Origin of the sequence: Paenibacillus sp. CECT 9249 (assembly GCF_918697855.1) — a bacterium.
Taxonomy (GTDB): Bacteria; Bacillota; Bacilli; order Paenibacillales; family Paenibacillaceae; genus MSJ-34.
On record NZ_CAKKLI010000039.1, the window covers coordinates 27,588 to 49,694 of the forward strand.

The 22,107-nt window shown below is 49.5% G+C and carries 19 protein-coding genes, 1 pseudogene and 1 riboswitch; of the genes and pseudogenes, 15 read left to right on the plus strand and 5 right to left on the minus strand.

The window, feature by feature from the left end; genetic code table 11:
* Window positions 1-135: 135 nt before the first annotated feature.
* Complete coding sequence (locus LQ229_RS20795; protein ID WP_216540778.1) at window positions 136-528, minus strand: metalloregulator ArsR/SmtB family transcription factor; 393 nt, start codon at window positions 526-528, stop codon at window positions 136-138.
* A gap of 234 nt (window positions 529-762) precedes the next feature.
* Between LQ229_RS20795 and sufC the strand changes: the two genes are divergently transcribed.
* Genes sufC through gpmA form a run of 4 tightly spaced genes read left to right on the plus strand, consistent with a single transcriptional unit; the run spans window position 763 to window position 5,142 of the window.
* Entirely contained in the window at window positions 763-1,590 is an 828-nt protein-coding gene (sufC, locus tag LQ229_RS20800; RefSeq protein ID WP_230192792.1) for a Fe-S cluster assembly ATPase SufC, read from the plus strand.
* A gap of 17 nt (window positions 1,591-1,607) precedes the next feature.
* Window positions 1,608-2,924 carry a Fe-S cluster assembly protein SufD gene (sufD, locus tag LQ229_RS20805; protein ID WP_230192793.1) on the plus strand — a complete coding sequence of 439 codons (1,317 nt, stop codon included), beginning with the start codon at window positions 1,608-1,610 and terminating at the stop codon, window positions 2,922-2,924.
* Window positions 2,925-2,939: 15 nt separating this feature from the next.
* Window positions 2,940-4,337 carry a Fe-S cluster assembly protein SufB gene (sufB, locus tag LQ229_RS20810; protein WP_230192794.1) on the plus strand — a complete coding sequence of 466 codons (1,398 nt, stop codon included), beginning with the start codon at window positions 2,940-2,942 and terminating at the stop codon, window positions 4,335-4,337.
* A 55-nt stretch (window positions 4,338-4,392) separates the two neighbouring features.
* Complete coding sequence (gene gpmA / locus LQ229_RS20815) at window positions 4,393-5,142, plus strand: 2,3-diphosphoglycerate-dependent phosphoglycerate mutase (RefSeq protein ID WP_216540774.1); 750 nt, start codon at window positions 4,393-4,395, stop codon at window positions 5,140-5,142.
* Window positions 5,143-5,222: 80 nt separating this feature from the next.
* On the opposite strand, the gene LQ229_RS20820 is transcribed toward gpmA, so the two are convergent.
* Window positions 5,223-6,110 (minus strand): fructose bisphosphate aldolase, encoded by an 888-nt coding sequence (locus LQ229_RS20820; RefSeq protein ID WP_230192795.1) that lies wholly within the window; start codon window positions 6,108-6,110, stop codon window positions 5,223-5,225.
* Between the two features lie 274 nt (window positions 6,111-6,384).
* A riboswitch (M-box (ykoK) riboswitch) is annotated at window positions 6,385-6,551 on the minus strand.
* A gap of 401 nt (window positions 6,552-6,952) precedes the next feature.
* On the opposite strand from LQ229_RS20820, the gene LQ229_RS20825 reads away from it, so the two are divergent.
* The 6 genes from LQ229_RS20825 (at window position 6,953) to LQ229_RS20850 (ending at window position 13,006) form a co-directional block, all read left to right on the plus strand.
* On the plus strand, window positions 6,953-8,443 hold the full coding sequence (locus tag LQ229_RS20825; RefSeq protein ID WP_216540772.1) for an MDR family MFS transporter: 1,491 nt from the start codon (window positions 6,953-6,955) through the stop codon (window positions 8,441-8,443).
* Window positions 8,444-8,551: 108 nt separating this feature from the next.
* Window positions 8,552-9,043, plus strand: a complete 492-nt coding sequence (locus LQ229_RS20830; RefSeq protein ID WP_216540784.1) for a MarR family transcriptional regulator — start codon at window positions 8,552-8,554, stop codon at window positions 9,041-9,043.
* A gap of 565 nt (window positions 9,044-9,608) precedes the next feature.
* Window positions 9,609-10,088: a DUF6530 family protein gene (locus LQ229_RS20835; protein ID WP_216540771.1), complete on the plus strand. Its 480-nt coding sequence runs from the start codon at window positions 9,609-9,611 to the stop codon at window positions 10,086-10,088.
* A 12-nt stretch (window positions 10,089-10,100) separates the two neighbouring features.
* Window positions 10,101-10,613, plus strand: coding sequence for a class I SAM-dependent methyltransferase (locus tag LQ229_RS20840; RefSeq protein WP_230192796.1), 513 nt, complete (start codon window positions 10,101-10,103; stop codon window positions 10,611-10,613).
* A 177-nt stretch (window positions 10,614-10,790) separates the two neighbouring features.
* Entirely contained in the window at window positions 10,791-11,900 is a 1,110-nt protein-coding gene (locus tag LQ229_RS20845) for an AAA family ATPase (protein ID WP_230192797.1), read from the plus strand.
* 146 nt (window positions 11,901-12,046) lie between these two features.
* Entirely contained in the window at window positions 12,047-13,006 is a 960-nt protein-coding gene (locus LQ229_RS20850; RefSeq protein WP_230192798.1) for a nitric oxide reductase activation protein NorD, read from the plus strand.
* Window positions 13,007-13,026: 20 nt separating this feature from the next.
* On the opposite strand, the pseudogene LQ229_RS20855 reads toward LQ229_RS20850, so the two are convergent.
* A pseudogene (locus LQ229_RS20855) lies at window positions 13,027-13,188 on the minus strand (kanamycin nucleotidyltransferase C-terminal domain-containing protein); the annotation flags it as partial.
* Between the two features lie 240 nt (window positions 13,189-13,428).
* Here LQ229_RS20855 and LQ229_RS20860 point away from each other — a divergent pair.
* From LQ229_RS20860 to cydC, 4 genes are all read left to right on the plus strand, one after another.
* Window positions 13,429-14,793: a cytochrome ubiquinol oxidase subunit I gene (locus LQ229_RS20860; RefSeq protein ID WP_230192799.1), complete on the plus strand. Its 1,365-nt coding sequence runs from the start codon at window positions 13,429-13,431 to the stop codon at window positions 14,791-14,793.
* Complete coding sequence (locus LQ229_RS20865) at window positions 14,790-15,806, plus strand: cytochrome d ubiquinol oxidase subunit II (protein ID WP_230192800.1); 1,017 nt, start codon at window positions 14,790-14,792, stop codon at window positions 15,804-15,806. The genes LQ229_RS20860 and LQ229_RS20865 overlap by 4 nt, the downstream gene beginning before the upstream one ends.
* 72 nt (window positions 15,807-15,878) lie before the next feature.
* Window positions 15,879-17,612 carry a thiol reductant ABC exporter subunit CydD gene (gene cydD / locus LQ229_RS20870; RefSeq protein ID WP_230192801.1) on the plus strand — a complete coding sequence of 578 codons (1,734 nt, stop codon included), beginning with the start codon at window positions 15,879-15,881 and terminating at the stop codon, window positions 17,610-17,612.
* Window positions 17,609-19,336: a thiol reductant ABC exporter subunit CydC gene (gene cydC, locus LQ229_RS20875; protein WP_230192802.1), complete on the plus strand. Its 1,728-nt coding sequence runs from the start codon at window positions 17,609-17,611 to the stop codon at window positions 19,334-19,336. Before cydD ends, cydC begins: the two co-directional genes overlap by 4 nt.
* 89 nt (window positions 19,337-19,425) lie before the next feature.
* Here the strand turns inward: cydC and LQ229_RS20880 are convergent, their stop codons facing one another.
* Window positions 19,426-20,001 carry a methyltransferase domain-containing protein gene (locus tag LQ229_RS20880; protein ID WP_230192803.1) on the minus strand — a complete coding sequence of 192 codons (576 nt, stop codon included), beginning with the start codon at window positions 19,999-20,001 and terminating at the stop codon, window positions 19,426-19,428.
* 359 nt (window positions 20,002-20,360) lie between these two features.
* Between LQ229_RS20880 and LQ229_RS20885 the strand changes: the two genes are divergently transcribed.
* Complete coding sequence (locus LQ229_RS20885) at window positions 20,361-20,795, plus strand: SRPBCC family protein (RefSeq protein ID WP_230192804.1); 435 nt, start codon at window positions 20,361-20,363, stop codon at window positions 20,793-20,795.
* Window positions 20,796-21,044: 249 nt separating this feature from the next.
* Here LQ229_RS20885 and LQ229_RS20890 read toward each other — a convergent pair whose 3' ends face one another.
* Window positions 21,045-21,974, minus strand: a complete 930-nt coding sequence (locus tag LQ229_RS20890) for a VOC family protein (protein ID WP_230192805.1) — start codon at window positions 21,972-21,974, stop codon at window positions 21,045-21,047.
* Between the last annotated feature and the right edge of the window lie 133 nt (window positions 21,975-22,107).

Below are 22,107 nucleotides of genomic sequence, written 5' to 3' on the forward strand. Positions count from 1 at the left end.
GACTGGCTATGTGTGGATAGGTCAGCACGAAATAAGGCTAAAGTTTCTGACTACGAACCGGACTTTATTCGGCTGAGGGAAAAATCAAGTATTGTTCAAAATTACAATGCACAACTTAAGAAAGTATCTATAGTTTTATCGATTGGGGTTGTGGTCTGCAAGTCCTTTTTTCGGACAACTCATTTGAAAAAAATCATCTATCATTTGATGAACCAGTCGAGCCCTTTCATTGTCTGCGAGTGTATAATAAACTTCTTTCCCTGCACGCCTGCTTTTGATTAGACCGTGAAGCTTTAGCAATTTCAAGTGATGAGAAACAGACGCGGCACTCATGCCAAGAGCGGCCGAAATATTGTTCCCGCACTCCTCGCAATGACAGAGCAACCATAGGATTCGCAGACGCGAACCGTCGCATAGCTGTTGGAAGACGGTAGCTCCGTCCAGAAAATATTCCACATCAGGCATTTGCTTCAAAGCATAGCTTAAATCTTGACCGTGGTCGTGAAGTATTTTCTTGTCTTTTATCATGGCCACTCCTTTGAGAAAGTAATCATTTGATTAAACAATCATTATATTCATTCTATTCTAGCCTATGCTTTACCTAATATCTTGTCAAGCGCATTGTCGGACATTTGCTTTCCGTTACCGGAGTATTGATGGCATTTTCTTCAATATATTATTGACAATGATAATCATTATCACTTATAATGTTTACTGATTAACAAAAAATGAACAATACATAGGAAAAGGAGTGGCGATGAGATGGCAGTGAGCCTACGAATTGAACAATTGAGGGCGGCCGTAGAAGGGAAAGAAATCTTGAAAGGTCTAAGCCTTGCGGTAAATGGCGGAGAAATTCATGTCGTCATGGGACCGAACGGAACAGGGAAGAGTACGTTGGCCTCCGCTTTGATGGGGCACCCCAAGTACGAAGTGACAGAGGGGGCCGTTACGCTGAACGGAGAAGATCTGCTGGAGATGGAAGTGGATGAAAGGGCGCGGGCAGGCTTGTTTCTGGCCATGCAATATCCGAGTGAGATCACGGGGGTCACGAATTCCGATTTCATGCGTAGTGCGATCAATGCCAGACGTGAAGAAGGCCAGGAAATCTCGTTGATCAAATTGGTGCGGATGATGGAAGCAAGCATGCAGACGCTGGAGATGAACCCGGAATTTATGCATCGTTACTTGAACGAGGGTTTTTCCGGAGGGGAGAAAAAGCGGAATGAAATTTTGCAAATGATGATGCTCGAGCCTTCAATGGTCATTCTGGATGAAATCGACTCCGGTCTGGACATTGATGCGCTGCGCATCGTTGCTGAAGGGGTCAACGCTTTGCGCAGTGCAGACCGAGGATTCTTAATTATCACGCACTATCAGCGGCTGCTTAATTATATCAAGCCGGACTTTGTACATGTGATGATGCAAGGAACCATCGTAAAGTCTGGAGGGCCGGAATTAGCGCAGCGGTTAGAAGCAGACGGATATGAGTGGATCAGGGAAGAGCTGGGTATTGCAGAGGAAGCTGCGGCGCCGGACGAAGAAGAGTCGTTTCAAATTCCGATGCAAACCAAGGCACCGCGCAGCTGAAGGGGGAGAGCCGTAACATGACAATGAACAGTGCAGAGAACCGGGGACCGGAGCAGCTTAGATATGAAGCGGAACCGGATTGGCTGACCGAATTGAGGAAGAGAGGCTTGGATGCCGCTCGCACCCTGCAACTGCCCAAGTTGGACAAGACGAATCTGCAGCGCTGGCCTTTAGGGCAGCAAGGCGTTTGCCGCAAGCCTGAGCCGGCGTCTTCTCTCGATGAATTGCCGGATTCGATCAGGAGATGGGTGTACGCTGACGATGTGCTGGTACAGCGGAATTCGGGTCCAATCATCAAGCATCTGACTGAAGCGCTGCAGAAGCAAGGGATTATTCTGACCGACTTGGAAACAGCAACACGGCTGTATCCGGAACTTGTAAAGCCTTTTTTCATGCAAGCTTTGCATACAGAAGAGAATCTGCTTACCGCGCAGCATGCCGCGCGCTGGAGCGGCGGAGCCTTTATTTACATCCCTGAGGGGGTTCATGTGGAGACCCCGCTGCAGACGATATTCTTTGTAGACGAATCCGATACGCTCTTTATGCCGCATGTTTTAGTGGTAGCCGAGGAGCGTAGTTCCGTAACGCTGGTGGAGAATACCATGTCCTCATTAGAGAATAGTGTGGGGGTGAATCAAGCCGTTATGGAAGTATTCGTAGGCAAAGGTGCACAAGTCAATGTTGTGTCATTGCACCAACTGGAAAGAGACTTGATCGACCTGACCTATCGGCGCGCAATCGTTGAACAGGGCGGAACGGTGAACTGGTTGATTGGCGAAATGAATGGGGGCAAGACGATGAGCGATACGGCATCCCTTCTCAAAGGGGAAGGGGCCGGTTCGGATCTTAAGACAATCTTGGTGGGATCCGGCAGTCAGACGATGAATATCACAGCCCGGACGATGCATTTTGGCAAGAATTCGACAAGCGATATGGTGATCAGAGCGGTGATGAGAGAGCAGTCAACCGCCATATTGAACGGGATCACCAGAATTGAGAAGGGAGCAAGCGGGGCGAACGGACAGCAGACGGAGAAAATACTAATGTTGCATCCCGAGGCGCGCGGCGACGCGAATCCGATCCTGCTGATCGATGAAGACGATGTGAAAGCAGGACACGCCGCCAGCGTCGGACAAGTCAATCCGGAACAGCTGTACTATATGATGTCCAGAGGCATTAGCCGCGTAGAGGCCGAGCGGCTGATCGTGTACGGTTTCCTTGCTCCCGTCGTGGCCGAAGTACCGCTGGAAGGTGTAGCCGCTCAGATGCAAGCGCTTGTGGAACAAAAGCTAGGGCAAGTCAAGGAAATAGATCAAGCAAGCATAGTTGAATAAGGAGGATGACAACATATGGCTAAGGAATTGGTGGAGCTGGGAGAGTATCAGTATGGCTTCAGAGATGCGCATCAAGCGGTGTTTCAATCCGGCAAGGGACTGACTCGTGAGATTGTTGCCACCATATCGGAGATGAAGGGCGAACCCGGCTGGATGCTCGACTTTCGCCTGAAGTCGCTGGAACTGTTCCAAAGCATGCCGATGCCTGCATGGGGCGGCGATCTGCGAGCACTGGATTTCAATGATATCCAATATTATGTCAAGCCTTCCGAGAAGCAGGGGAAAACCTGGGAGGAAGTGCCGATTGAGATTAAGCAAACCTTTGACAAGCTTGGCATACCGGAAGCGGAACAGAAGTTTCTTGCCGGTGTGTCGGCCCAGTATGAATCCGAAGTCGTCTATCACAGCATCCAGAAAGAGCTAGAGGAACAAGGGGTCATATTCACGGACACGGATACGGCGCTGCGAGAGCATCCGGATTTGCTGCGCCAATATTTTGGTACCATTGTTCCGCCGAGCGATAACAAATTTGCCGCACTTAACAGCGCGGTATGGTCCGGAGGAAGCTTTGTCTATGTTCCGAAAGGGATAAAATGCGAAGTGCCGTTGCAAGCTTACTTCCGCATCAATTCGGAGAACATGGGGCAATTCGAAAGGACGCTCATCATTACGGAAGAAGACAGCTTTGTGCATTATGTAGAAGGCTGCACGGCACCGATATACAGCACGAACTCGCTTCATAGCGCCGTTGTGGAAATCATTTGTAAGAGAAATTCCCGTGCGCGATATACAACCATTCAAAACTGGGCTCCCAATATTTACAACATGGTGACAAAGCGGGCGGTAGCCGAAGAAAACGCAACGATGGAATGGGTGGACGGCAATATTGGCTCCAAACTGACGATGAAATACCCTTCCGTTTTGTTAAAAGGCCGTGGAGCCAAAGGTTCGGTGCTCTCGATTGCGGTCGCCGGCAAAGGGCAGCATCAGGATGCCGGGGCCAAAATGATTCACCTGGCTCCGGATACGACTTCGACCATCATATCGAAATCGATCAGCAAGCACGGCGGCAAAGTCACGTACCGCGGTCTGGCTTCCTTCGGACGCAAAGCTTCCGAAGCCAAGTCGAACATCAAATGCGACACGCTCATTCTCGATAATGAGTCCACGTCGGATACGATCCCTTATAACGAGATCATGAACGACAATGTCACGCTCGAGCACGAAGCGACTGTCTCCAAGGTATCCGAGGACCAGCTCTTCTACTTGATGAGCCGCGGCCTGTCCGAAGACGAAGCGACCCAGATGATCGTGATGGGCTTCATCGAGCCGTTCACGAAAGAACTGCCCATGGAATATGCGGTTGAGATGAACAGACTCATCAAGCTCGAGATGGAAGGCAGTATAGGGTAGTTGCCGCAGTTTGTAGATAAATGGAAGAAAATCATCAGGAAGGGACGGGAGAGCGATGTATAAGTTGGTTTTGATTAGACATGGAGAGAGCGAGTGGAACAAAGCGAATTTATTTACAGGCTGGATGGATGTGGACTTGTCGGATAAAGGCATTCAAGAGGCTTTGCATGCCGGCAGATTACTCAAGGAAGAACAGTTCGTATTTGATGTAGCTTACACCTCATATTTGAAGCGAGCGATTAAAACACTAGATTATGTGCTTGAAGAAATGGATTTGCTGTGGATCCCCGTATACAAGACTTGGCAGCTTAATGAGCGTCATTACGGTGCGCTGCAAGGTTTAAGTAAAACAACCACCGCTGAGAAATATGGAGAAGAGCAGGTTCAATTATGGCGTAGAAGCTATGACGTGTTGCCTCCCGCTTTGACAAAGGACGATGACCGTTATCCGAAATACGATCTTAAATATCGCGACATGGATGACGAGCTCATCCCGTTAACGGAAAGCCTCAAGGAAACGGTTGTTCGGGTTAAGGATTATTGGGATAAGGAAATTGCACCGCAGATCAAAGCGGGTAAAAATGTAATTATTGCTGCGCATGGCAATAGTTTGCGGGCATTAATCAAGTTTCTGGACAATCTTAGTTCGGAAGAGATTCTTGATTTGAACGTGCCAACGGGTACTCCGCTCGTCTATACGCTTGATGACCGATTGCATCCCGTAGGGCGATATTACCTTGGAAGCGAGCAGCATATAGAGAGTAAGATCCGGCAGGTTGCCGAGCCGGACAAGATGATGGAATAAGTTGTGCTTAACGGCACTCCATAACGAAAAAGGACCTGAATCATCTCATAGCCGATGGCAGGTCCTTTGAATCAATACCGTTACGTAACAGACGCTTCGTAGATCGCTTTCACTGATTTTCCGAGCGTGCGGTTAAACTCCTCGTCGCTTTGTCCATCGCTCAAACCTTCCACGAGAGCACGCGAGAAGCTTGCGATCAGCCCGCGGTTCAAGGCCAGCTTCTTGTTGGCCTCTTCCTGGCTGTATCCGCCGGATAGAGCCACGATCCGCACAATGTGGGCATCTTCCATTATCTCGGAATAGAAGTTGTTCTCGGTCGGGATCGATAGTTTGAGCATCACCTTTATATCGGAATCGAGAGTGACGAGTTGTTTCTTGATCTCTTGTTTCAAGAGCTCTTCGGCCCGGGCTTTTTCGCTCGAGTGGATATCGACTTCCGGCTCGATGATCGGCACAAGACCCGCTGCAAAAATCTGCTTGCCGAGTTCAAACTGCTGCTCTACAACTTTTCGGATACCTTCCGGGTTCGCTTCTTTGATGAGCGAACGCATCTTGGTTCCGAAGATATGTTTGTCCACCGCCCGCTTAAGAAGATCGTCTAATCCGGGAATGGACTTCAAGAGCTGAACCCCATCGGCTTCGGGAGCGAGTCCTTGGTCCACCTTAAGGAACGAAACGATGCCTTTCTTTTCCCACAAATAGTCGGCGGTAAAGAGTCCGTCAATGGTACGATCCATCGTATTCTCGAACAGTATCGCGCCTAAAATGGAATCGGAATGAAAAGCGGGGCTTTTCATAATGCGAGTTCTCATCTCATGTATCAAGGCGAACATCTCGTCTTCGCTCGAATAGCGGGACTCTTCAATGCCGTATTGCGCTAGAGCCTTCGGGGTACTCCCTCCGCTTTGGTCGAGAGCGGCGATAAAGCCCTTGCCCATATGAATTTGTTCCAGTTGTCTCGTGTTCATCGTTGTTCCTCCTCCTGACTGTTTGATTACAGCCTATGTTATTTTAGAGAATTATGCTGTAGCAATTCCGAAGTAAATGAGCAATGATAAAATATCATTAATCGTTTCTACCCATTAACTCTCATCGAAATAAGGCGGTTGAAATGGTCTGCCAATTTCAACCGGATTGAATAAAACTTATGAGAATCATCATCCATTTCCACCATCTCCTTGGAAGAAAAAAACACCCTCATGGAATGAAGGTGTAATACTTAAAAGTATAATAAAAATCAAAAACATCCCTCATTCGTAGAGCTTTAGCACTGTGGGGCATAGGAATTCGTTCCAGCTACATTAAAAAACACCTTAATTCGATGATTTTTGTTAACCCATTGGCGTCTTTGGACATTTCTGGGCAGTAGCATATCTCCACCACAGGAGCCTCACCTAACGATTCGTATCTATTCATGAGTTAGTATAATGAGATTAGACATATTTGTCAAGAAAATTGTTAAGCGATAAACAATATAGTTGAATCATTATCAAGCTGATTTTACCCTTGTATAAACGGAATTTCATTGGAGATGTGGCTCTATATAACGAAGCATAATGATTAACTTTACGCAATTATCAAAATTATAATTGATATTGATTTTCATTATCGCAAAAGATATAATGATTAATGTTTACCGGTGAACATTAATTTGTTGAAGGCGATCATTGTTAGACGGCTTATACTTATTTTCATATAGAAGTGAATGGTGTGGGGCCGAATTTAAAATTAATTTCGCTTTTATCAGATACGTCTTAATCGATACTTTGTTAACAGAGAAACAAAAGGAGCAAGTGAGGTGTAACCTGCTATGAAACATACGATTTTAACCGGTACGGAAGAGCAAAAAACACAAAAGCCCATGAAGTTGGTGCCAATCATTGTAGCGATTTTCATGGGAAACTTCCTGTCGCTGCTGAACAGCAATACGATTAATATCGCTTTGCCGGTCTTGCAGAAAGAATTTGCTTCCGACTTGAGCGTCGTGCAATGGACACTGACCGGCTTCATGCTGGCGCTCGGAACCTTCGCGCCTACAGCCGGCTATTTCGGCGAACGCTTCAGTTACAAGCGATTGTATATTTTCGCCTTGCTCGGCATGACGGTTGCTTCCGTGCTATGCGCATTGTCTTGGAACGCGCCGATGTTGATCGCCTTTCGCATTATTCAGGGCGCGTTCTGCGGTATTATCGTGCCGGCGTCGATGACCATGATATTCCAGATCATACCGCGACACCAGCAGTCTGTCGCCATGAGCATCTGGATCGCCGCTTCGATCGTGGCGCCGGCCATTGGACCGACTTACGCGGGCTGGCTTATCCAGAACGGCTCCTGGAAGTGGCTCTTCTGGACCAATGTGCCGCTCGGACTGCTTGCGATCGTCGTTGCCTTTTTCTTCATTCCTTACTATCGTCTGAAAGTGCCGAAGGGATTCGATTTATGGGGGCTTCTGACGGTCATTGCCGCAAGCTCGCTGCTGTTGATCACGTTGTCGCAAGGGTCCGGCTGGGGATGGGGGTCGGCCGGTACGCTGCTTTGTTTGGGAGGCGGGCTACTGGCGCTGGCGCTGTTCCTTTGGCGCGAGCTGTCAATCGAGTCTCCGCTTCTACAGCTCAAAGTGTTGCTGAACCGGCGCTTCGCGTCGACGGCAATATTGCTATGCATCGTGATGATCAACTTTTTTTCGGGCATGTTCCTCGTTCCTGTCTTTTTGCAAAATGTTCAGGGACATTCGCCGCTTGAGACGGGGATGATTCTACTACCGTCTACACTTGCTATGGCGATTATGTCCTTGGTTGCCGGTCGGCTGTACAAAGTGGTTGGCCCCATGCCGCTGCTGCTTGTTGGCGTACTGTTGATGGCCGGAGGAAATCTGCCTTTTGTGTGGTTGCAGATCGACAGCCCATCCGCTTATACGCTCCTATGGATGACGGTCCGCAGTATAGGACTTGCCATGGTGCTGATGCCGGCGACGACGGCCGGGATGGAGGAGATTTCCCGCGAGTACACCGGCCACGCCTCCTCCATTCAGAACTGGCTGCGGAATGTGTTCGTATCGTTTGGTGTGGCTCTTTTCACCACGCTGTTGGCAACACGTACTGCCGATCACGCCGCTAGGCTGGCGGATGGCGACGTCGGACCGCATCTGGCTCAGTTGCCCACAACGATGGGCATCAACGATTTAAACATTTTATCAACGATAATTGTGGTGTTAGCTCTACCATTTGTTTTTGCAATTCGCTCAAAGCGGAAGAAGGAATGGGAAACGGACGGCGCCTTAAAAAGCGATCCCGTGCGTTAACCATCAACCACCGCGTATCTTCGGCAGAGGAACGTTGCTCCCCGGCGTCAGGATGTGGTACGATTGTTTCGCGATTAACCATAATTAATGTGACTGAGGTGCGAGATGATGAATACATCGGAGACGATCAAACGGCTGGTCTATGCGCAGGTCGTTCACTTTGCGCATCTGAGCGAGCAACTGATAGAATCGGAGCAAGACAAGATTGTTCGTTATGCGCAGGAGCAGCAATTGGAGTCGGTCCCGCGTCATTTGACCAGCGTACACGTAATCGACTGCATCGGCAACAACGAGCCGATCAATAACACGGCACTTGCAGAAAAGATGGACTTGTCCAAGGCAAGCATTACGAAAATCAGCGCGAAGCTGTTGGAGGAAGGATATATAAAGCGAAGGCAACTGAATGACAATAAGAAGGAAGTCTACTTCAGTTTGACGGCGAAGGGCGAACAGGTTTTTGAACTGCATCAACAGCTTCACAAACTGGAGGAGGAGCGGTTTATGGAGTCGCTCGAGTCGTTTACGGAAGCGGAGTTACACGCTATTCTGCGATTTCTGCAGAACGTATCCGCGCATTGGGCTGAGAAAGAGCCGGAGTAGGCGAGCGGTCCGGCATTGAGCTCTTGAATTTCCCTTGCGGAGATTCGGGAGCTTTTTGCATTCGCCCTAGCGGGAGAGAAAAGCCCGGTAATGAAGGAGCTTTCACTCAAAAACCTCCGATTGAAGTCAATTTCATCATACCGCTGGCGGCTGACCCCGTCGGGTGCGCTAACGAAACGTATACACGCTAATTGCCTGTAAATCGCCATGTTGCAATGTCTAACGAAACTCAAACACGCTAATGAGAGGAAAAAGGCGATAAAACGGCCGATTTCCAATGAATAACGATACCTACTTTCGTTATAATCGGAACGTCTTCATTTTGAGCCCAATAAGGATTGTTAGTTTCGTTAGCGTCAGAATCTTCTGTCCTGCGTTTACTTCGGTAAGCGTAGTATCCACAGCACCGCATTCGTATCGGGTTCGGATCACAGTCGAGAAGCTTTTTGCTCAATTCGTAAGTTGGATCCAAGTCAATTCGTTTGACTAATGAAAAGATATAAGGTAAAATGATCAATTAATTTAGTAAATCAGTAATTTAGTAAAAGAGAAGAGGGAATGAAAATTGAAAATACCTACTACATTGAAACATAAACCTGTCGTTGTATCGGAAAACTATGAGCAAGTAGACGGCAGGTTTTCTAACAATACGGATGCGAAAGGTCTTTCTCTAGGATTGGCACAGTGGAACGATAGAGGAAAGGTTGACATCTCCGCCAAAGTATGGAGATATACAGGGGAAAAATGGTCCAGACAGTCGGAGGAACTGCCTCTTCATCGCGTTCTAGATTTATCCATCCTGATCTGCAGGACCTTGGAACATTTTCGAGAAGCATACCGATATGAGCATTTATACGATCCGCAGCATCCGGTCATCGACCGAATTGGGCTGCAAGGGGATGCAATGACCGTGGCGATATGTACGGACAATGACAGAATCAACGATGATATCAAACTATTCAATCAGGCGCTAAGCGATGACGGAGAGATGATCGGCGAACGGCTGCGTACGTTATCAAGTATTTTAAAAGAAATGGGATATTAACGGCGCTTATGCATGCCGGGGCAGAAGGACTGGAACTTGATTGTAAGCCGCTTACATCGCGGCTTTTTTCTTTATTTCAGCAAAGATAGTGCTAACAGCACTTTCCCTGACGATGAATCTTTTGATTGGATTGTTAGTTCGCTGACCCTGCATTATATCGAAAATTGGGAGCCCGTTTTTGAACAGTTCCGGCGTGTGCTGAAGCCCGGCGGGAAGCTGCTTTACTCAGTGCATCATCCGTTTATGGATTTTGCCTTGTCCCAACTGAAAGACTATTTCGCCCGCGAACTCTTGATTGACGAGTGGAACAAAAAAGAAGCCGGCAGGGTGGAAGTCGTCTTTTACCGCAGGCCGCTTCAGGAAATCATGAATGTGACTACGGCTTATTTTGCCCTGGATCAAATCATCGAACCGCAACCGATTCCCGAATTTATGGAGCGATTGCCGGAGGCGAAACGATTATTTTATGAGCGCTTAAAGCTGAACCCCCATTTCTTGATCGTGCAGACTCATAAGGAAGGATAGCCCCGATCCCTAGATGAGGTATGGATCAAACGCGGAAAACCAGTCAAACACGAACTGTTGTGTGTTGACTGGTTTTTTCATTTGACGAATGAAAAAATATAAGGTATCATGAACCAGTAATTTAGTAACTTAGTAATTTACTAAATAGATGAATTAAGGCCGAGAGGAGGAGAAATGATGACGGAATACGATGAATATCTTTTATCGCCAGACAGGCAACTGAGCGATGCGGAAAAAGAATTGATTTGGAAAAAGCCTTCTTCTCACAAGGTTAGCGAAGAAGAACGGCGTATTTGTAAAGAAATAAAGCGAAACTGGAATCGCGGGGAAATGAAAATCGCCAATATTTTGCTGGAGGGTGACGCCGGTTCCGGGAAAACGCAGCTTGCCAAGGCATTGTCCGCCAATTTCGGGCTTCCGTATACGAAGGTGACCTGTTTTGCCGATATGGATAAATCGGATATTATTGGCGCGATTTTGCCGGTTGTTTCCTCCGAAAGATTAGAGAAGATGGACGCCGACGACCAAAGCGTTTTGCAAGCCTTGTATGATAGCGACGGTTTTCAAAGCGCAGTTGAAGTTATGATGGATGTGCTGGGAGTGACTCAGGAGGCCGCTGCGCAAAAGATGAAGCAATTGCTGAAGAAGGCCGCGGAACATACCGAGGGTGAAGCCGTGGAATATCGCTTCTACCCGTCTGAAATCGTCAGAGCATTTCAGAACGGCTATCTTCTGGAAATCCAGGAGCCGAACGTGATTCGCGACGCCGCGGTGTTAATGGCGCTAAATTCGGCTTTGGAGCCGGACGGCAGTATCAACCTCCCTACGGAAGTCGTACGCAGACATCCGGATTTTATCGCGGTCATTACAACAAACCGCAGTTATGCAGGTGCCAGGCCGCTCAACGAGGCGTTGCGCGACAGGGTCCAGCATTCGGAAAAGATGGATCTGCCGACCAAAGAAGTGATGATCGAACGCGCACGGGCGAAAACCGGCTATGCAAATGAGCAGGTACTGGACGTATTTGCAGAAACGATCATGATCCTGGACAAAACAGCCCGGGCCAATGCAATGAAAGGCGTGGCAGGCATGCGTTCTTACTTCTATTGGGTAGACGCGTTTGCCGAAGGGGCTTCTTCCGGAATTGAATCTATATATCATAAGGTCATTTACAAAATTACGACCGATTCAGAGGAAATTAAAATACTGGAAGATGCGCTTAAAGTTCATGGTTTGTTCGAAAAGATCGATGAAATCGAGATCGAGGTAAAAAAAAACGAATTTTAGATACGGCGGAAATGCGAACTTGGGGAAATATTGATGATTTGAGTTACGAACCCGATCAGAATGAAGATGAAACAGGGATCGCATTTAAAAAGTCCGCGGATAGCGATGAAAGCTCATCTGACCGTGCTTTCGATGATTCCAGCTTAATGGAAAGCTCGGATTTGGGGGAGAATGGTTCGCCGAGAGTTCATCAGGCGGATCCTGAACCGATGTCGGAGGATGCGAAGCGAAAAGAACGCGATTTCCGGAAAAAACTGAATCGAGATGCGCGGGAGATCGTATCCGCATCGATTCATAAGGGTGTAAAGCTTATTGTCCATCGTCCGGACTATGCTCCCGACCATAAACAGGAATATATCGCCTTAAGCAACGAGCTTATGCCTGTCGTACGGGAAATTGCCAGAAAAACGCTTCCCCTGCTGGAGCATGAGGTTTCCGCTGAATTCGCGAGAAATCATTATTATGGCGCCAAGTTTCAAGCGGAAAGCGTCGCTTACCGGAATTACAGGCATTTTGCCAAGAAACGCCCTCCGACGGAATCTCCCTCCCTGGCGGTCGGCCTGAGAATCGATGAATCCGCATCAATGGCGGCATTCGGGAGATTGGAGGCAGCAAAGCGCGCGGCGATCGCGGTATATGAATTTTGTCAAATATGTCATATTCCTATTTTGATATACGGCGATACAGCCGATGTGTCCAAGATGGAGCACATGTCGCTATTTGCGTATGCGGATTTTCATAAGACGGATTCCTATGACCGGTTCAGGCTAATGGGCATTCGAGCAAGAAGCAATAACCGGGATGGCTTGGCACTGCGAATCATTGCCGAGAAGTTGGCGGCCGCTCCACAAGAGACCAAACTGCTGATCAGCTTAAGCGACGGGCAACCGAAGGCGATGGACGATTATACCGGAAGTTACGCTGCCCAAGACATGCAGCAAACGATAGCGGAATATGAACGGAAAGGAATTACGTTTTTGGCTGCCGCGATCGGTCAGGACAAAGATGTCATTCAGCAAATTTATGGGAACGAGAGATTTTTGGATATTACGAATCTGAGGGAGTTCCCGGCCAAGCTGGTTCGAATGATCGCGCGGTATTTGTGAGCTTTAAACTGTTTGAACGGCTTCCCAATAAATTCGTACATTTCACCTACAAGAATCCCGTTGATTGCCTGCGTGAAATCTTCCCTGGTTGGGGATTCGGCCGCTTTTTTTAACGTTGCAAAAAAGCCCTTGGAATCAAACAAGCCCAGCGGGGAAAAGAATGGGCCATGCGTCAGAGACCATTATAACCAAAACTAGACTGCAATTACCACACATCGACTAACGGATCAATGGCTCGATGGAGTGGTTTTTTTGTTTTTCACCGAGTTGTCGGAAAGATTTGATTCTTTTTTGAACGGAGAAGCTTTCGTGATTCATTTGAGACAATGCTTCGTTATAATAGCTTTTACATATCGGGCATGTGGTTGCTAGCAACCATCCCGTTAACAAACGTAACAGCGATTGAAAGGAGACAGTCTGACGTGGTGATAGATACGGTACTATGGAGCAAATGGCTGACAGGGCTGACCTTGGCGTTTCACGCCATTTTTGCGACGATTGGCGTCGGCGTTCCGCTCATGATTGCCATTGCCGAATTCGTCGGTATACGCAAGAAGGATTCTCATTACATTCTCATGGCCAAAAGATGGACGCGAGGATTTGTCATTTCTGTGGCCGTTGGCGTCGTGACGGGAACGGCGATTGCCTTGCAGCTTGCGCTTGTTTGGCCGAACTTTATGCAATTGGCGGGAAATGTGGTCGCACTCCCGTTATTTATGGAGGTTTTTGCGTTCTTTTTTGAAGCCATATTCCTGGGGATTTATTTGTACACATGGGATCGGTTCCGCAACCCGTATATCCACTGGCTGCTGACGATTCCGATTGTCGCCGGGGCAAGCATGTCCGCTTTTTTTATTACGTCGGTGAACGGATTTATGAATCAGCCCGGGGGATTTGTCATGGAAGCAGGCCACTTTACGGCGGTTAATCCGCTGCAAGCGATGTTTAATACGGCGACCGCCTCCAAAGTATTCCATGTCTTAACCTCGGCCTATTTGACGGGAGCGGCTCTGCTGGCGGGAATCGCCGCCTTCGCGATTCTAAGAAAAGGGGCCTCGGCTTATTACAAGAAAGCTTTGGAGCTCATGATGGCGGCCGTTCTGGCGTTCAGCTTGCTGACAACGGTAGCCGGGGATATGTCGGCCAAGTTCTTGGCGGAGCATCAACCGGAGAAGCTGGCGGCGGCAGAATGGCATTTTCAAACGGAAAGCGGCGCGGATTTGATTTTATTGGGCTGGCTTACTGCGGAGCAGAAGGTCATGGGAGCCCTTCACATTCCGAAAGCGCTCAGCTTTCTGGCTTTTGGAGACTTTAATGCCGAGGTAAAGGGGCTGGAGGAGTTTCCCCTCGATGAACGCCCGCCGCTTCTCGTACACTATTTGTTTGATTTGATGGCCGGGATCGGTTTTGTTATTTTGGCCGTTGCGCTCTTATATTTCCTGTTCTTGTTCCGGAAGAAACGCAACGAGCTCAACAAATGGCTGCTTCGGGCGATCGTATTGAGTACGCCGCTGGCGTTTTTGGGCGTTGAACTGGGCTGGTTTTATGCGGAAGTCGGGCGGCAGCCGTGGATAATCCGCGGATATATGCGCGTAGAGGAAGCGGCCACTACATCGCCGAATGTGAGGATTCTTTTTTTCCTCTTCCTGCTGTTGTACATTGTACTGGGGGTCATGTGTATCTATGTCCTGAGGCGCTTGTTCCGCAACAATCCGGCAGAAGCCGAGCTGGAAACGTTTGAGAAAGAGAAGCATGTTCAATCCATGGAAAAGGGTGAGCGGGTATGATCAGTTACGAGTTGACAGGCATCACGGTGCTTTGGCTCTTTTTGTACGGCTATTTAATTGTGGCCTCCATTGATTACGGCGCCGGCTTTTTTGCCTTCTATGCCCGTCTGACGAAACAGGATCACCTGATCAATCGTTTAATATCCCGTTATTTATCGCCGGTATGGGAGATTACCAATGTGTTTTTCGTCTTTTTCTTCGTCGGCATCGTCGGCTTTTTCCCGGATACGGCCTATTATTACGGCTCTGCGCTGCTTGTACCCGGAAGCATCGCCGTGATTCTGCTGGCCATTCGCGGCTCCTTCTACGCGTTTGAAAATTACGGCTCCAAAGAAAATATCGTGTATCTGTTTTTGTATGGAGCAACGGGTTTGCTGATTCCGGCTTCTTTGTCGGTGGCGCTGACGCTGTCCGAAGGCGGTTTTATTGTGAAGGAAGGCGGGGGTGTTACCCTGGACTATTTGACACTCATGACAAGCCCGTTGTCGTGGTGCATCGTCGCATTGGCTATCGTATCGGTGCTGTTTATTAGCGGGTCGTTCCTGGCCTTCTACGCTTCGCGGGCGGACGATCAGCCGGTGCTCAAGCTGATGCGGACCTATGCCCTGTTCTGGGGTACGCCAACGATTATTGCCGCTTTAACGGCATTTATTTATCTTAGCCAACATAATGAGCGGCATTTTCAAAACATGATGGATTTATGGTGGCTGCTGGCGCTATCCGTTGCTTTTTTCATGATCGCCATGTGGCTGCTGTACAAAGGGCGCCGCTATGGACTGGCCTTCATTTGTGTCATGCTGCAATTTTTCTGTGCCTTTTTTGCGTACGGTATTGGCCAATATCCTTATATTCTCGATCCGTACATTACTATTCAAAGCGGCGCCACCCATGAGTCGATGGGCGTTGCGCTTGTAGTCGCCTTTATCGGCGGCCTGTGCCTGCTGATTCCGTCCCTTATTCTGGTCTTCAGGCTATTCCTCTTTGACGCGGATTATGTAAAAGGCAAACAATAAACGGGCGTATGCATTCGGTACCTCGCAGTCGTATAAGGGAGGGAAGTTTGGGTGAAGGGGAAAAAAAGTCTTATGTCTGAACTCGTGTCCGCACAAAGGAAACATTTGGTTCTCTTGGGGGGCATGTCGCTTGCGCTCGGCGCAGCCATTGCAGGCCAGGCGGCGCTGCTTGCCGAAGCGGTCGAGCGGATTTTTGTGCAGAGCGCTTCCTTTTCGTCGGTTGTTGCCATCCTGGGCGCATTGCTGGGCGTTATGGCTGCGCGTACGCTGCTGTCGTACGGCAACGGGCGAATCGGCTTGCGCATGGCTGCCCGGGCCAAGACGGAGATGCGTGCGGCGGTGCTGCGCAAGCTGTCCAATGCTTCCGTACCGGCGGCGCTTAGCGGACAAACGGGCGGGAAGGTGAGTGTGGCGCTGGACGCTGTGGATGAGGCGGATAGTTATTTTAGCCAGTATATGCCGCGTATGGCGGAAGCCGCCGTCATTCCGATCCTGATATTGATCGTCGTTTTTGCCGAGCATATGAATTCCGGATTGATTATGCTGGTTACCGCCCCTTTTATCCCGATATTTATGGTGCTTGTAGGGCTCAGAACGAAGAAAAAATCCGAGGAGAAATTTGCGCAGTTGGCCGAATTTTCCGGGACGTTTCTCGACTCTCTTCAAGGGCTCGTTTCGCTCAAAATATTCGGTCGTGCTTATCGCCAACAGCAGGAAATTGAACGCAGCAGCCTCGCTTATCGGGATGCAACGATGGGTATTTTGCGAATTGCGTTTACCAATACATTCATGCTGGAATCCATCGTGATGCTCGGCATTGGCATTGTTGCGCTTGAGCTCGCGCTTCAACTGCTCGTTTTCAAATCGCTGTCCTTCCACACCGCCTTTTTGATCCTGCTGCTGGTGCCCGAGTTTTACAGCCTGTTAAAAAACACGGGAACCGCTTTTCATAGCGGACGCACCGGCATGGGGGCAGTCCGTAAAGTGGAAGAATTGCTTGCGGAGGACGATGGGATGGGTAAAGCGGACAAGCCGGAGACAGCCGCTTTGCAGCCGATCCGGATGCCGCCATCCATTGAGCTCAGGGATGTCCGGTTTCGGTATGCGCCGGATTCGTTCGAACTTGTCGCCGGTTCCATGTCGTTTGGACCGGGGGAGCAAATCGCCATCGTCGGAAAAAGCGGCTCCGGCAAAACCACCTTGCTGCATCTCATTGCCGGGTTGCTGAAACCGGCGTCGGGCGAAGTGCTGGTGAACGGACGTCCGCTTGCGGGGTACGATGAGGCTTCGTGGTTTGATCGCGTCAGCTATATTACCCAGCATCCGTATATTTTTGCCGGCACGTTTGCCGACAATATTGCGATTGGCGCGGGCCGGGACGTCTCCAGGGCCGAGATCGCGCAGGCGGCGGAGGCCGCCGGGCTTGCTGGGGTTGCCGCCGAACTCGAGCAAGGCTATGACACCTTCGTCGGCGAAGGGGGCAGGGGATTGTCGGGCGGCGAGAAGCAAAGGCTTGCGCTGGCGCGCGCTTTTTTGAAGCGGCCTGCCGTCATTTTATTTGATGAGCCTACGGTGGGATTGGATTTGCATACCGAACGCGTCCTGCAGCGTTCCATTGCCGAACTGGCGAGCAAGGCGACCATGATTACGGTGGCTCACCGCTTATACACGATCCGGCAAGCCGACCGCATCTTGTTTATGGACAACGGAGCGCTGCTGGACAGCGGGCGCCATGATGAACTGCTTGCTCGTCTGCCTCAATATGCCGAGATGGTGGATGCAGGGCGAAAAGGGGGACTCGCATGAATGAGCTGGCTATTTTCACAAAGGCGATGATTCAGGAACGGAAGGATATCGCTCTGGCCATCATCGGCGGATTCATTGCCGGCATAGCAGGTGTAATCCTCTTTGCCGCAAGCGGGTATATGATCTCGCAGACGGTATTTGCCCCGCCGCTTTATACCTTGATTGTGCTGACGTCCCTGGTGAAAATACTTGGCCTGCTGCGGGCGGCAAGCCGCTACGCGGAACGATTGTATTCCCATCGGGCGACGTTCTCGCTGCTCAGCCGTTTGCGCACCTCCTTTTTTGCCAAGCTCGTTCCTTTGACTCCAGGGATATTTGGCAAAAAGCGGAGCGGAGAGCTGCTCGCACGGATCGTCGGGGATGTAGAGAGCTTGCAGCATTATTTTTTACGCGTCGCCTATCCCCCTGTCATTGTCGTCATGGTCTTTTTGGCTACGGTTTTGTTTACTTCCGCCTTTTCGTTCTGGATGGCCTGTTTGTTTGTGCTGGGGATGCTGGCGACGGCTTTTGTCGTTCCGGGGCTTGTTCTGCTTGGGCAGAGAAGGATACAGGGCCGCGTTCGCAGGCAGCGGGCGGCGCTTTCCACGGAGGTAACCGAAATGCTTTACGGTTTCCGCGATTTGAAAGTATATGGGCAGTTGAACAAGCGCGAGCAGCAGTTGCAGCATGCCTCCGCCGCATTGGCGGCCGAACAGCAAGCGGCAGCGCGGCATTTGCTGCGCGGGCAATCGCTGCATGCTTTTGTGACGTTTCTCATTTCCTGGGGCGTGCTTGTTCTCGGCGCTTATTTGCTGATGGAAGGCTCGCTTGCCGGCGTGTTTCTCGCGATGCTGGTCATGGCTTCGCTTACGGTGTTTGAAGAAGCCGCGGCAATGGCCGTGCTGCCCGCCTATAAGCAGGAGAGCGAACATGCGGCCAAGCGGCTTGCGGAAACGGTTCATGCCGCAGATCGTCAGCCGCCGCAGCCAAGCGGCGACCTATCCGTCAAGCAGGGCGTTTCGATTGAGCTATGCGGGCTTTCGTTTCAATATGAAGATGAATGGCGGCCGGCGCTCAGGGACATTTCTCTCAAACTTCCGGCTGGGTCGAAAACCGCCATTGTCGGGCCGAGCGGATCAGGCAAAACAACCGTTGTCGAATTGCTGCTCAAGCTGCGTACACCGACAGAAGGCCAGATTCGTTTCAACGATGTCTCGATGATGGAACTGAATGAAGCGAGCATTTGGCAAGCGTCGAATGTGGTGCTGCAGCACAGCCATTTCTTTCGGGGGACCATTCGGGACAACCTGCTCTTGAATGAGGAACATCATTCCGACGACGAGTTGTCGGCTGTGCTGGATAAAGTGCAACTGCCGAATAAGACGCTGCACGATACGGTGTATGAGAAAGGGGAGAACTTGTCGGACGGAGAGAAGCAGCGTCTGGCCTTGGCCCGGGCGATGCTCCGGAAAGGGCGGTTATGGCTTCTGGACGAACCGACGTCTTCCCTGGATTACGTTACGGAGCAGCGCGTTTTCCGGCATCTGTTGGCACAGGCGGAGGGCGATACGCTTCTTCTGATTTGCCATCGGCTGACCGGCTTGGAAGAGATGGACCGGATTTTGGTGATGGACCAAGGCAGAATCGTTGAAGCGGGCTCGTATTCGGAGCTGATGGAGCAAAAGGGATATTTTTACGAAATGAAGCAAATCGAGTTGCAAATGATCGGCGAAGCCGGATCATGACGGGGAAATGGTGTACGATACGGAACGTGCGGGGATATAGAGAGCCGCTGCTCCACGGTGAGAACCCATTTCCTGTGGGCAGCGGTTGTTCAATAGCGGTTTGGCAACTCCCTTTTGCGACAGGTATAAACAAAAGCCGGAGGGAAATTGAGGGGGACGAAATCGATCTTTTCTATAACAAACTTCTCGGACAAATGTTTTTTCATCTGGAGGGAGTATTGAAAGGCGACAAAATATCCTCCCGGTTTTAATGCTTCTGTAATTTCATTGAGTATCGTTTCCCGCAGGGCGCTCTTAAAATTGAAAAAAGGCAATCCGCTTATAATGCAGTCCAACTGGCTGATGCCTTGCTGCTGCATTATTTTCGTTAAATGGCAGGCGTTTGAATGGCATGTGAAGGCGGGATAGTTTGTTTGCAAATCGGTTTTCATCATGTCGTCCATTTCAAACAATAACACTTTCGCAGATCCGGTTACTCGCGGTTTGATAAAACGTGTGATAGCGCCTGTGCCGGAACCGAGTTCGGCGATTGCGGTTACCTCATTCCAAGGCACAGATTGAACCATTGTACCCGCAAGAAATCGCGAACTGGGCATCATACTTCCGACTTGCTTTGGATTTTGAAGAAATCGATGTAAAAATAGTGCATATTCATTCGTAGACAAATGATTCTCCCCCGTTTCCCTTATTTTCTTAATTATTTGAATCATACCGGAAAATGTTGAAGAATTTCGTATGATATTTCTCAAGAAAATCTGAAGAAAGGCGGAAAGGAAAAAAAGACCCTCTTAAATGGGGCGTCGCATAGCCGTTAGCAGCCGGATTCGGGAAAACAGGCATGTGGTCGCACCGCCCTCGATGAACAATAGCAATCGAAAAGAAATTTATAAGATGATCTTTTGCTATAATGCAATTAGTCATTACAATGATGCCGCGGTAATTTCTCTATCCAAGGACGCCATTGTACGAGCGGAAGTGTTCAAGCTTCCCGCTCCCTCTAATTTCATTTCAAGGAGGTTTTGTTATGGGAACAAACGGCCCGGTAACGATAACAGTAGAAACACTCGTACATTCTACTGTTGAAAACGTGTGGAAATATTGGACGGAACCGAAGCATATCACGCAATGGAATCAGGCTTCCGACGACTGGCATACGCCATACGCCGAGAATGATCTGAGGGTCGGCGGCAAATTCGTCTCGAGAATGGAAGCCAAAGATGGCAGCTTTGGATTTGATTTTGGCGGAGTTTACGATGAAGTGAGTCTGAATAAGAGCATCTCTTACACGATCGCCGACGGCAGAAAAGTAAAGATCGATTTTATTCCCCAAGACAACGATACGAAAATTATTGAGTCTTTTGAAGCGGAAGAAACCCATTCTATCGAGATGCAGCAAGCCGGATGGCAAGCAATTTTGGACAACTTCAAAAAATATGCGGAAACGGCGAAGGAAGAGTAAGAAACGTTCATAGGCGTTAGTTCAATAAAAACAGCGGCAATCTGGGACTTAATTCTCTTGTTGCCGCTGTTTTTATATTCGAGTCTTACTCCGGAATGTCGCTTTAATAAGTGTTCTTGAAACTCAAATGAACAATACAACGATTAAAATTTGATCCATACTTAAGAGAACGTGAGGAATGCCGGGCATTGGCCGGCATTCCTCACATTCTGGCGAGTGAGTTCAAGCGCAACGAATTTCCATCGTTCATTACCCTTGAAATGCTTTTTGCAATTCCGCAAGGTCAAACTTTTTCATCTTTAAGAATGCCTGTGTGACGCGGTCGCGTTGTTCCGGCGTGCCTTTGGTCATCATTTCGTCCAGTGCGTTGGGAGAGATTTGCCACGAGACGCCATACTTGTCTTTGAGCCAGCCGCACTGTTCGGCCTCGGGGACGGCGGAAAGTTTCTCCCAGTAGTAGTCAATTTCCTCCTGCGTTTCGCAACAGACCATAAGGGAAATCGCCTCGTTGAAGTTGAACCGATGTTCCAAAGCGCTGTCCATGGCCGCTAACCAGGTGTTCTCCAGCATAAAATCGGAGAACATCACCGTTCCTTCCCGGTTCGGCTCATGGCCGGGGCCATACCGAAAGAGGGCGCCCGGCTCAGCATGGCGGAAGACCGAAAGATAGAACTCGCGCGCTTCTTCCGCCTTGCCGCAGTTTTCGCCCGCGAACAGCATGGAGGGGACAATCGTCGGATGCGGCTCCCCAGCCGCCTGCGTCAACATGAGCTGCCATGTGACGCCGTACTTGTCCTGGATCCAGCCATACCGTTCGCTGAACGGGTACGTACCGAGCGGCATAAGAGTATTTCCGCCTTCGGACAACTTGCTCCACATCTCGTCGATCATGGCTCTTGCGTTCTTCTCTCGGGAAGGGTCGATATTCACAAAAAACGAAATGGAAGGATTGATCTTAAAGTAAGGCCCCGCAGAGATGGCCATAAAGGAATGGCCCCAGACGGTGAACGTAACGAGATCGGAATCGCCGGAGGGCGTATCGCGCAACGTCGTCGCGCTCGTGATTTTGGAATCCGGGAAGACGGAGCAATAGAACTCCGCAGCTTCCTTCGCCTCTTTGTCGAACCACAGGTGCGGGATGATGGAGCCGGTAAACGAACCGCTCTTGGCATGACTCATAACATGATCCTCCTCATATAGTATTTCTTGAAGGCAGTTTTGAGTTTACTTCCAGTCCCCTAGGGGACTGGCGGCCGCCTTCAAAATTTCCAGTTGATCTTTGAAAAATAAATTTGGGACTGGACTTTCCGGA

What these genes read in the sequence shown, in the direction of transcription:
- LQ229_RS20795 (WP_216540778.1), bottom strand. Translation starts at nt 528, where the DNA reads ATGATAAAAGACAAGAAAATACTTCACGACCACGGTCAAGATTTAAGC.
- sufC (WP_230192792.1), top strand. Translation starts at nt 763, where the DNA reads ATGGCAGTGAGCCTACGAATTGAACAATTGAGGGCGGCCGTAGAAGGG.
- sufD (WP_230192793.1), top strand. Translation starts at nt 1,608, where the DNA reads ATGACAATGAACAGTGCAGAGAACCGGGGACCGGAGCAGCTTAGATAT.
- sufB (WP_230192794.1), top strand. Translation starts at nt 2,940, where the DNA reads ATGGCTAAGGAATTGGTGGAGCTGGGAGAGTATCAGTATGGCTTCAGA.
- gpmA (WP_216540774.1), top strand. Translation starts at nt 4,393, where the DNA reads ATGTATAAGTTGGTTTTGATTAGACATGGAGAGAGCGAGTGGAACAAA.
- LQ229_RS20820 (WP_230192795.1), bottom strand. Translation starts at nt 6,110, where the DNA reads ATGAACACGAGACAACTGGAACAAATTCATATGGGCAAGGGCTTTATC.
- LQ229_RS20825 (WP_216540772.1), top strand. Translation starts at nt 6,953, where the DNA reads ATGAAACATACGATTTTAACCGGTACGGAAGAGCAAAAAACACAAAAG.
- LQ229_RS20830 (WP_216540784.1), top strand. Translation starts at nt 8,552, where the DNA reads ATGAATACATCGGAGACGATCAAACGGCTGGTCTATGCGCAGGTCGTT.
- LQ229_RS20840 (WP_230192796.1), top strand. Translation starts at nt 10,101, where the DNA reads ATGCCGGGGCAGAAGGACTGGAACTTGATTGTAAGCCGCTTACATCGC.
- LQ229_RS20845 (WP_230192797.1), top strand. Translation starts at nt 10,791, where the DNA reads ATGACGGAATACGATGAATATCTTTTATCGCCAGACAGGCAACTGAGC.
- LQ229_RS20850 (WP_230192798.1), top strand. Translation starts at nt 12,047, where the DNA reads ATGGAAAGCTCGGATTTGGGGGAGAATGGTTCGCCGAGAGTTCATCAG.
- LQ229_RS20865 (WP_230192800.1), top strand. Translation starts at nt 14,790, where the DNA reads ATGATCAGTTACGAGTTGACAGGCATCACGGTGCTTTGGCTCTTTTTG.
- cydD (WP_230192801.1), top strand. Translation starts at nt 15,879, where the DNA reads ATGTCTGAACTCGTGTCCGCACAAAGGAAACATTTGGTTCTCTTGGGG.
- cydC (WP_230192802.1), top strand. Translation starts at nt 17,609, where the DNA reads ATGAATGAGCTGGCTATTTTCACAAAGGCGATGATTCAGGAACGGAAG.
- LQ229_RS20885 (WP_230192804.1), top strand. Translation starts at nt 20,361, where the DNA reads ATGGGAACAAACGGCCCGGTAACGATAACAGTAGAAACACTCGTACAT.
- LQ229_RS20890 (WP_230192805.1), bottom strand. Translation starts at nt 21,974, where the DNA reads ATGAGTCATGCCAAGAGCGGTTCGTTTACCGGCTCCATCATCCCGCAC.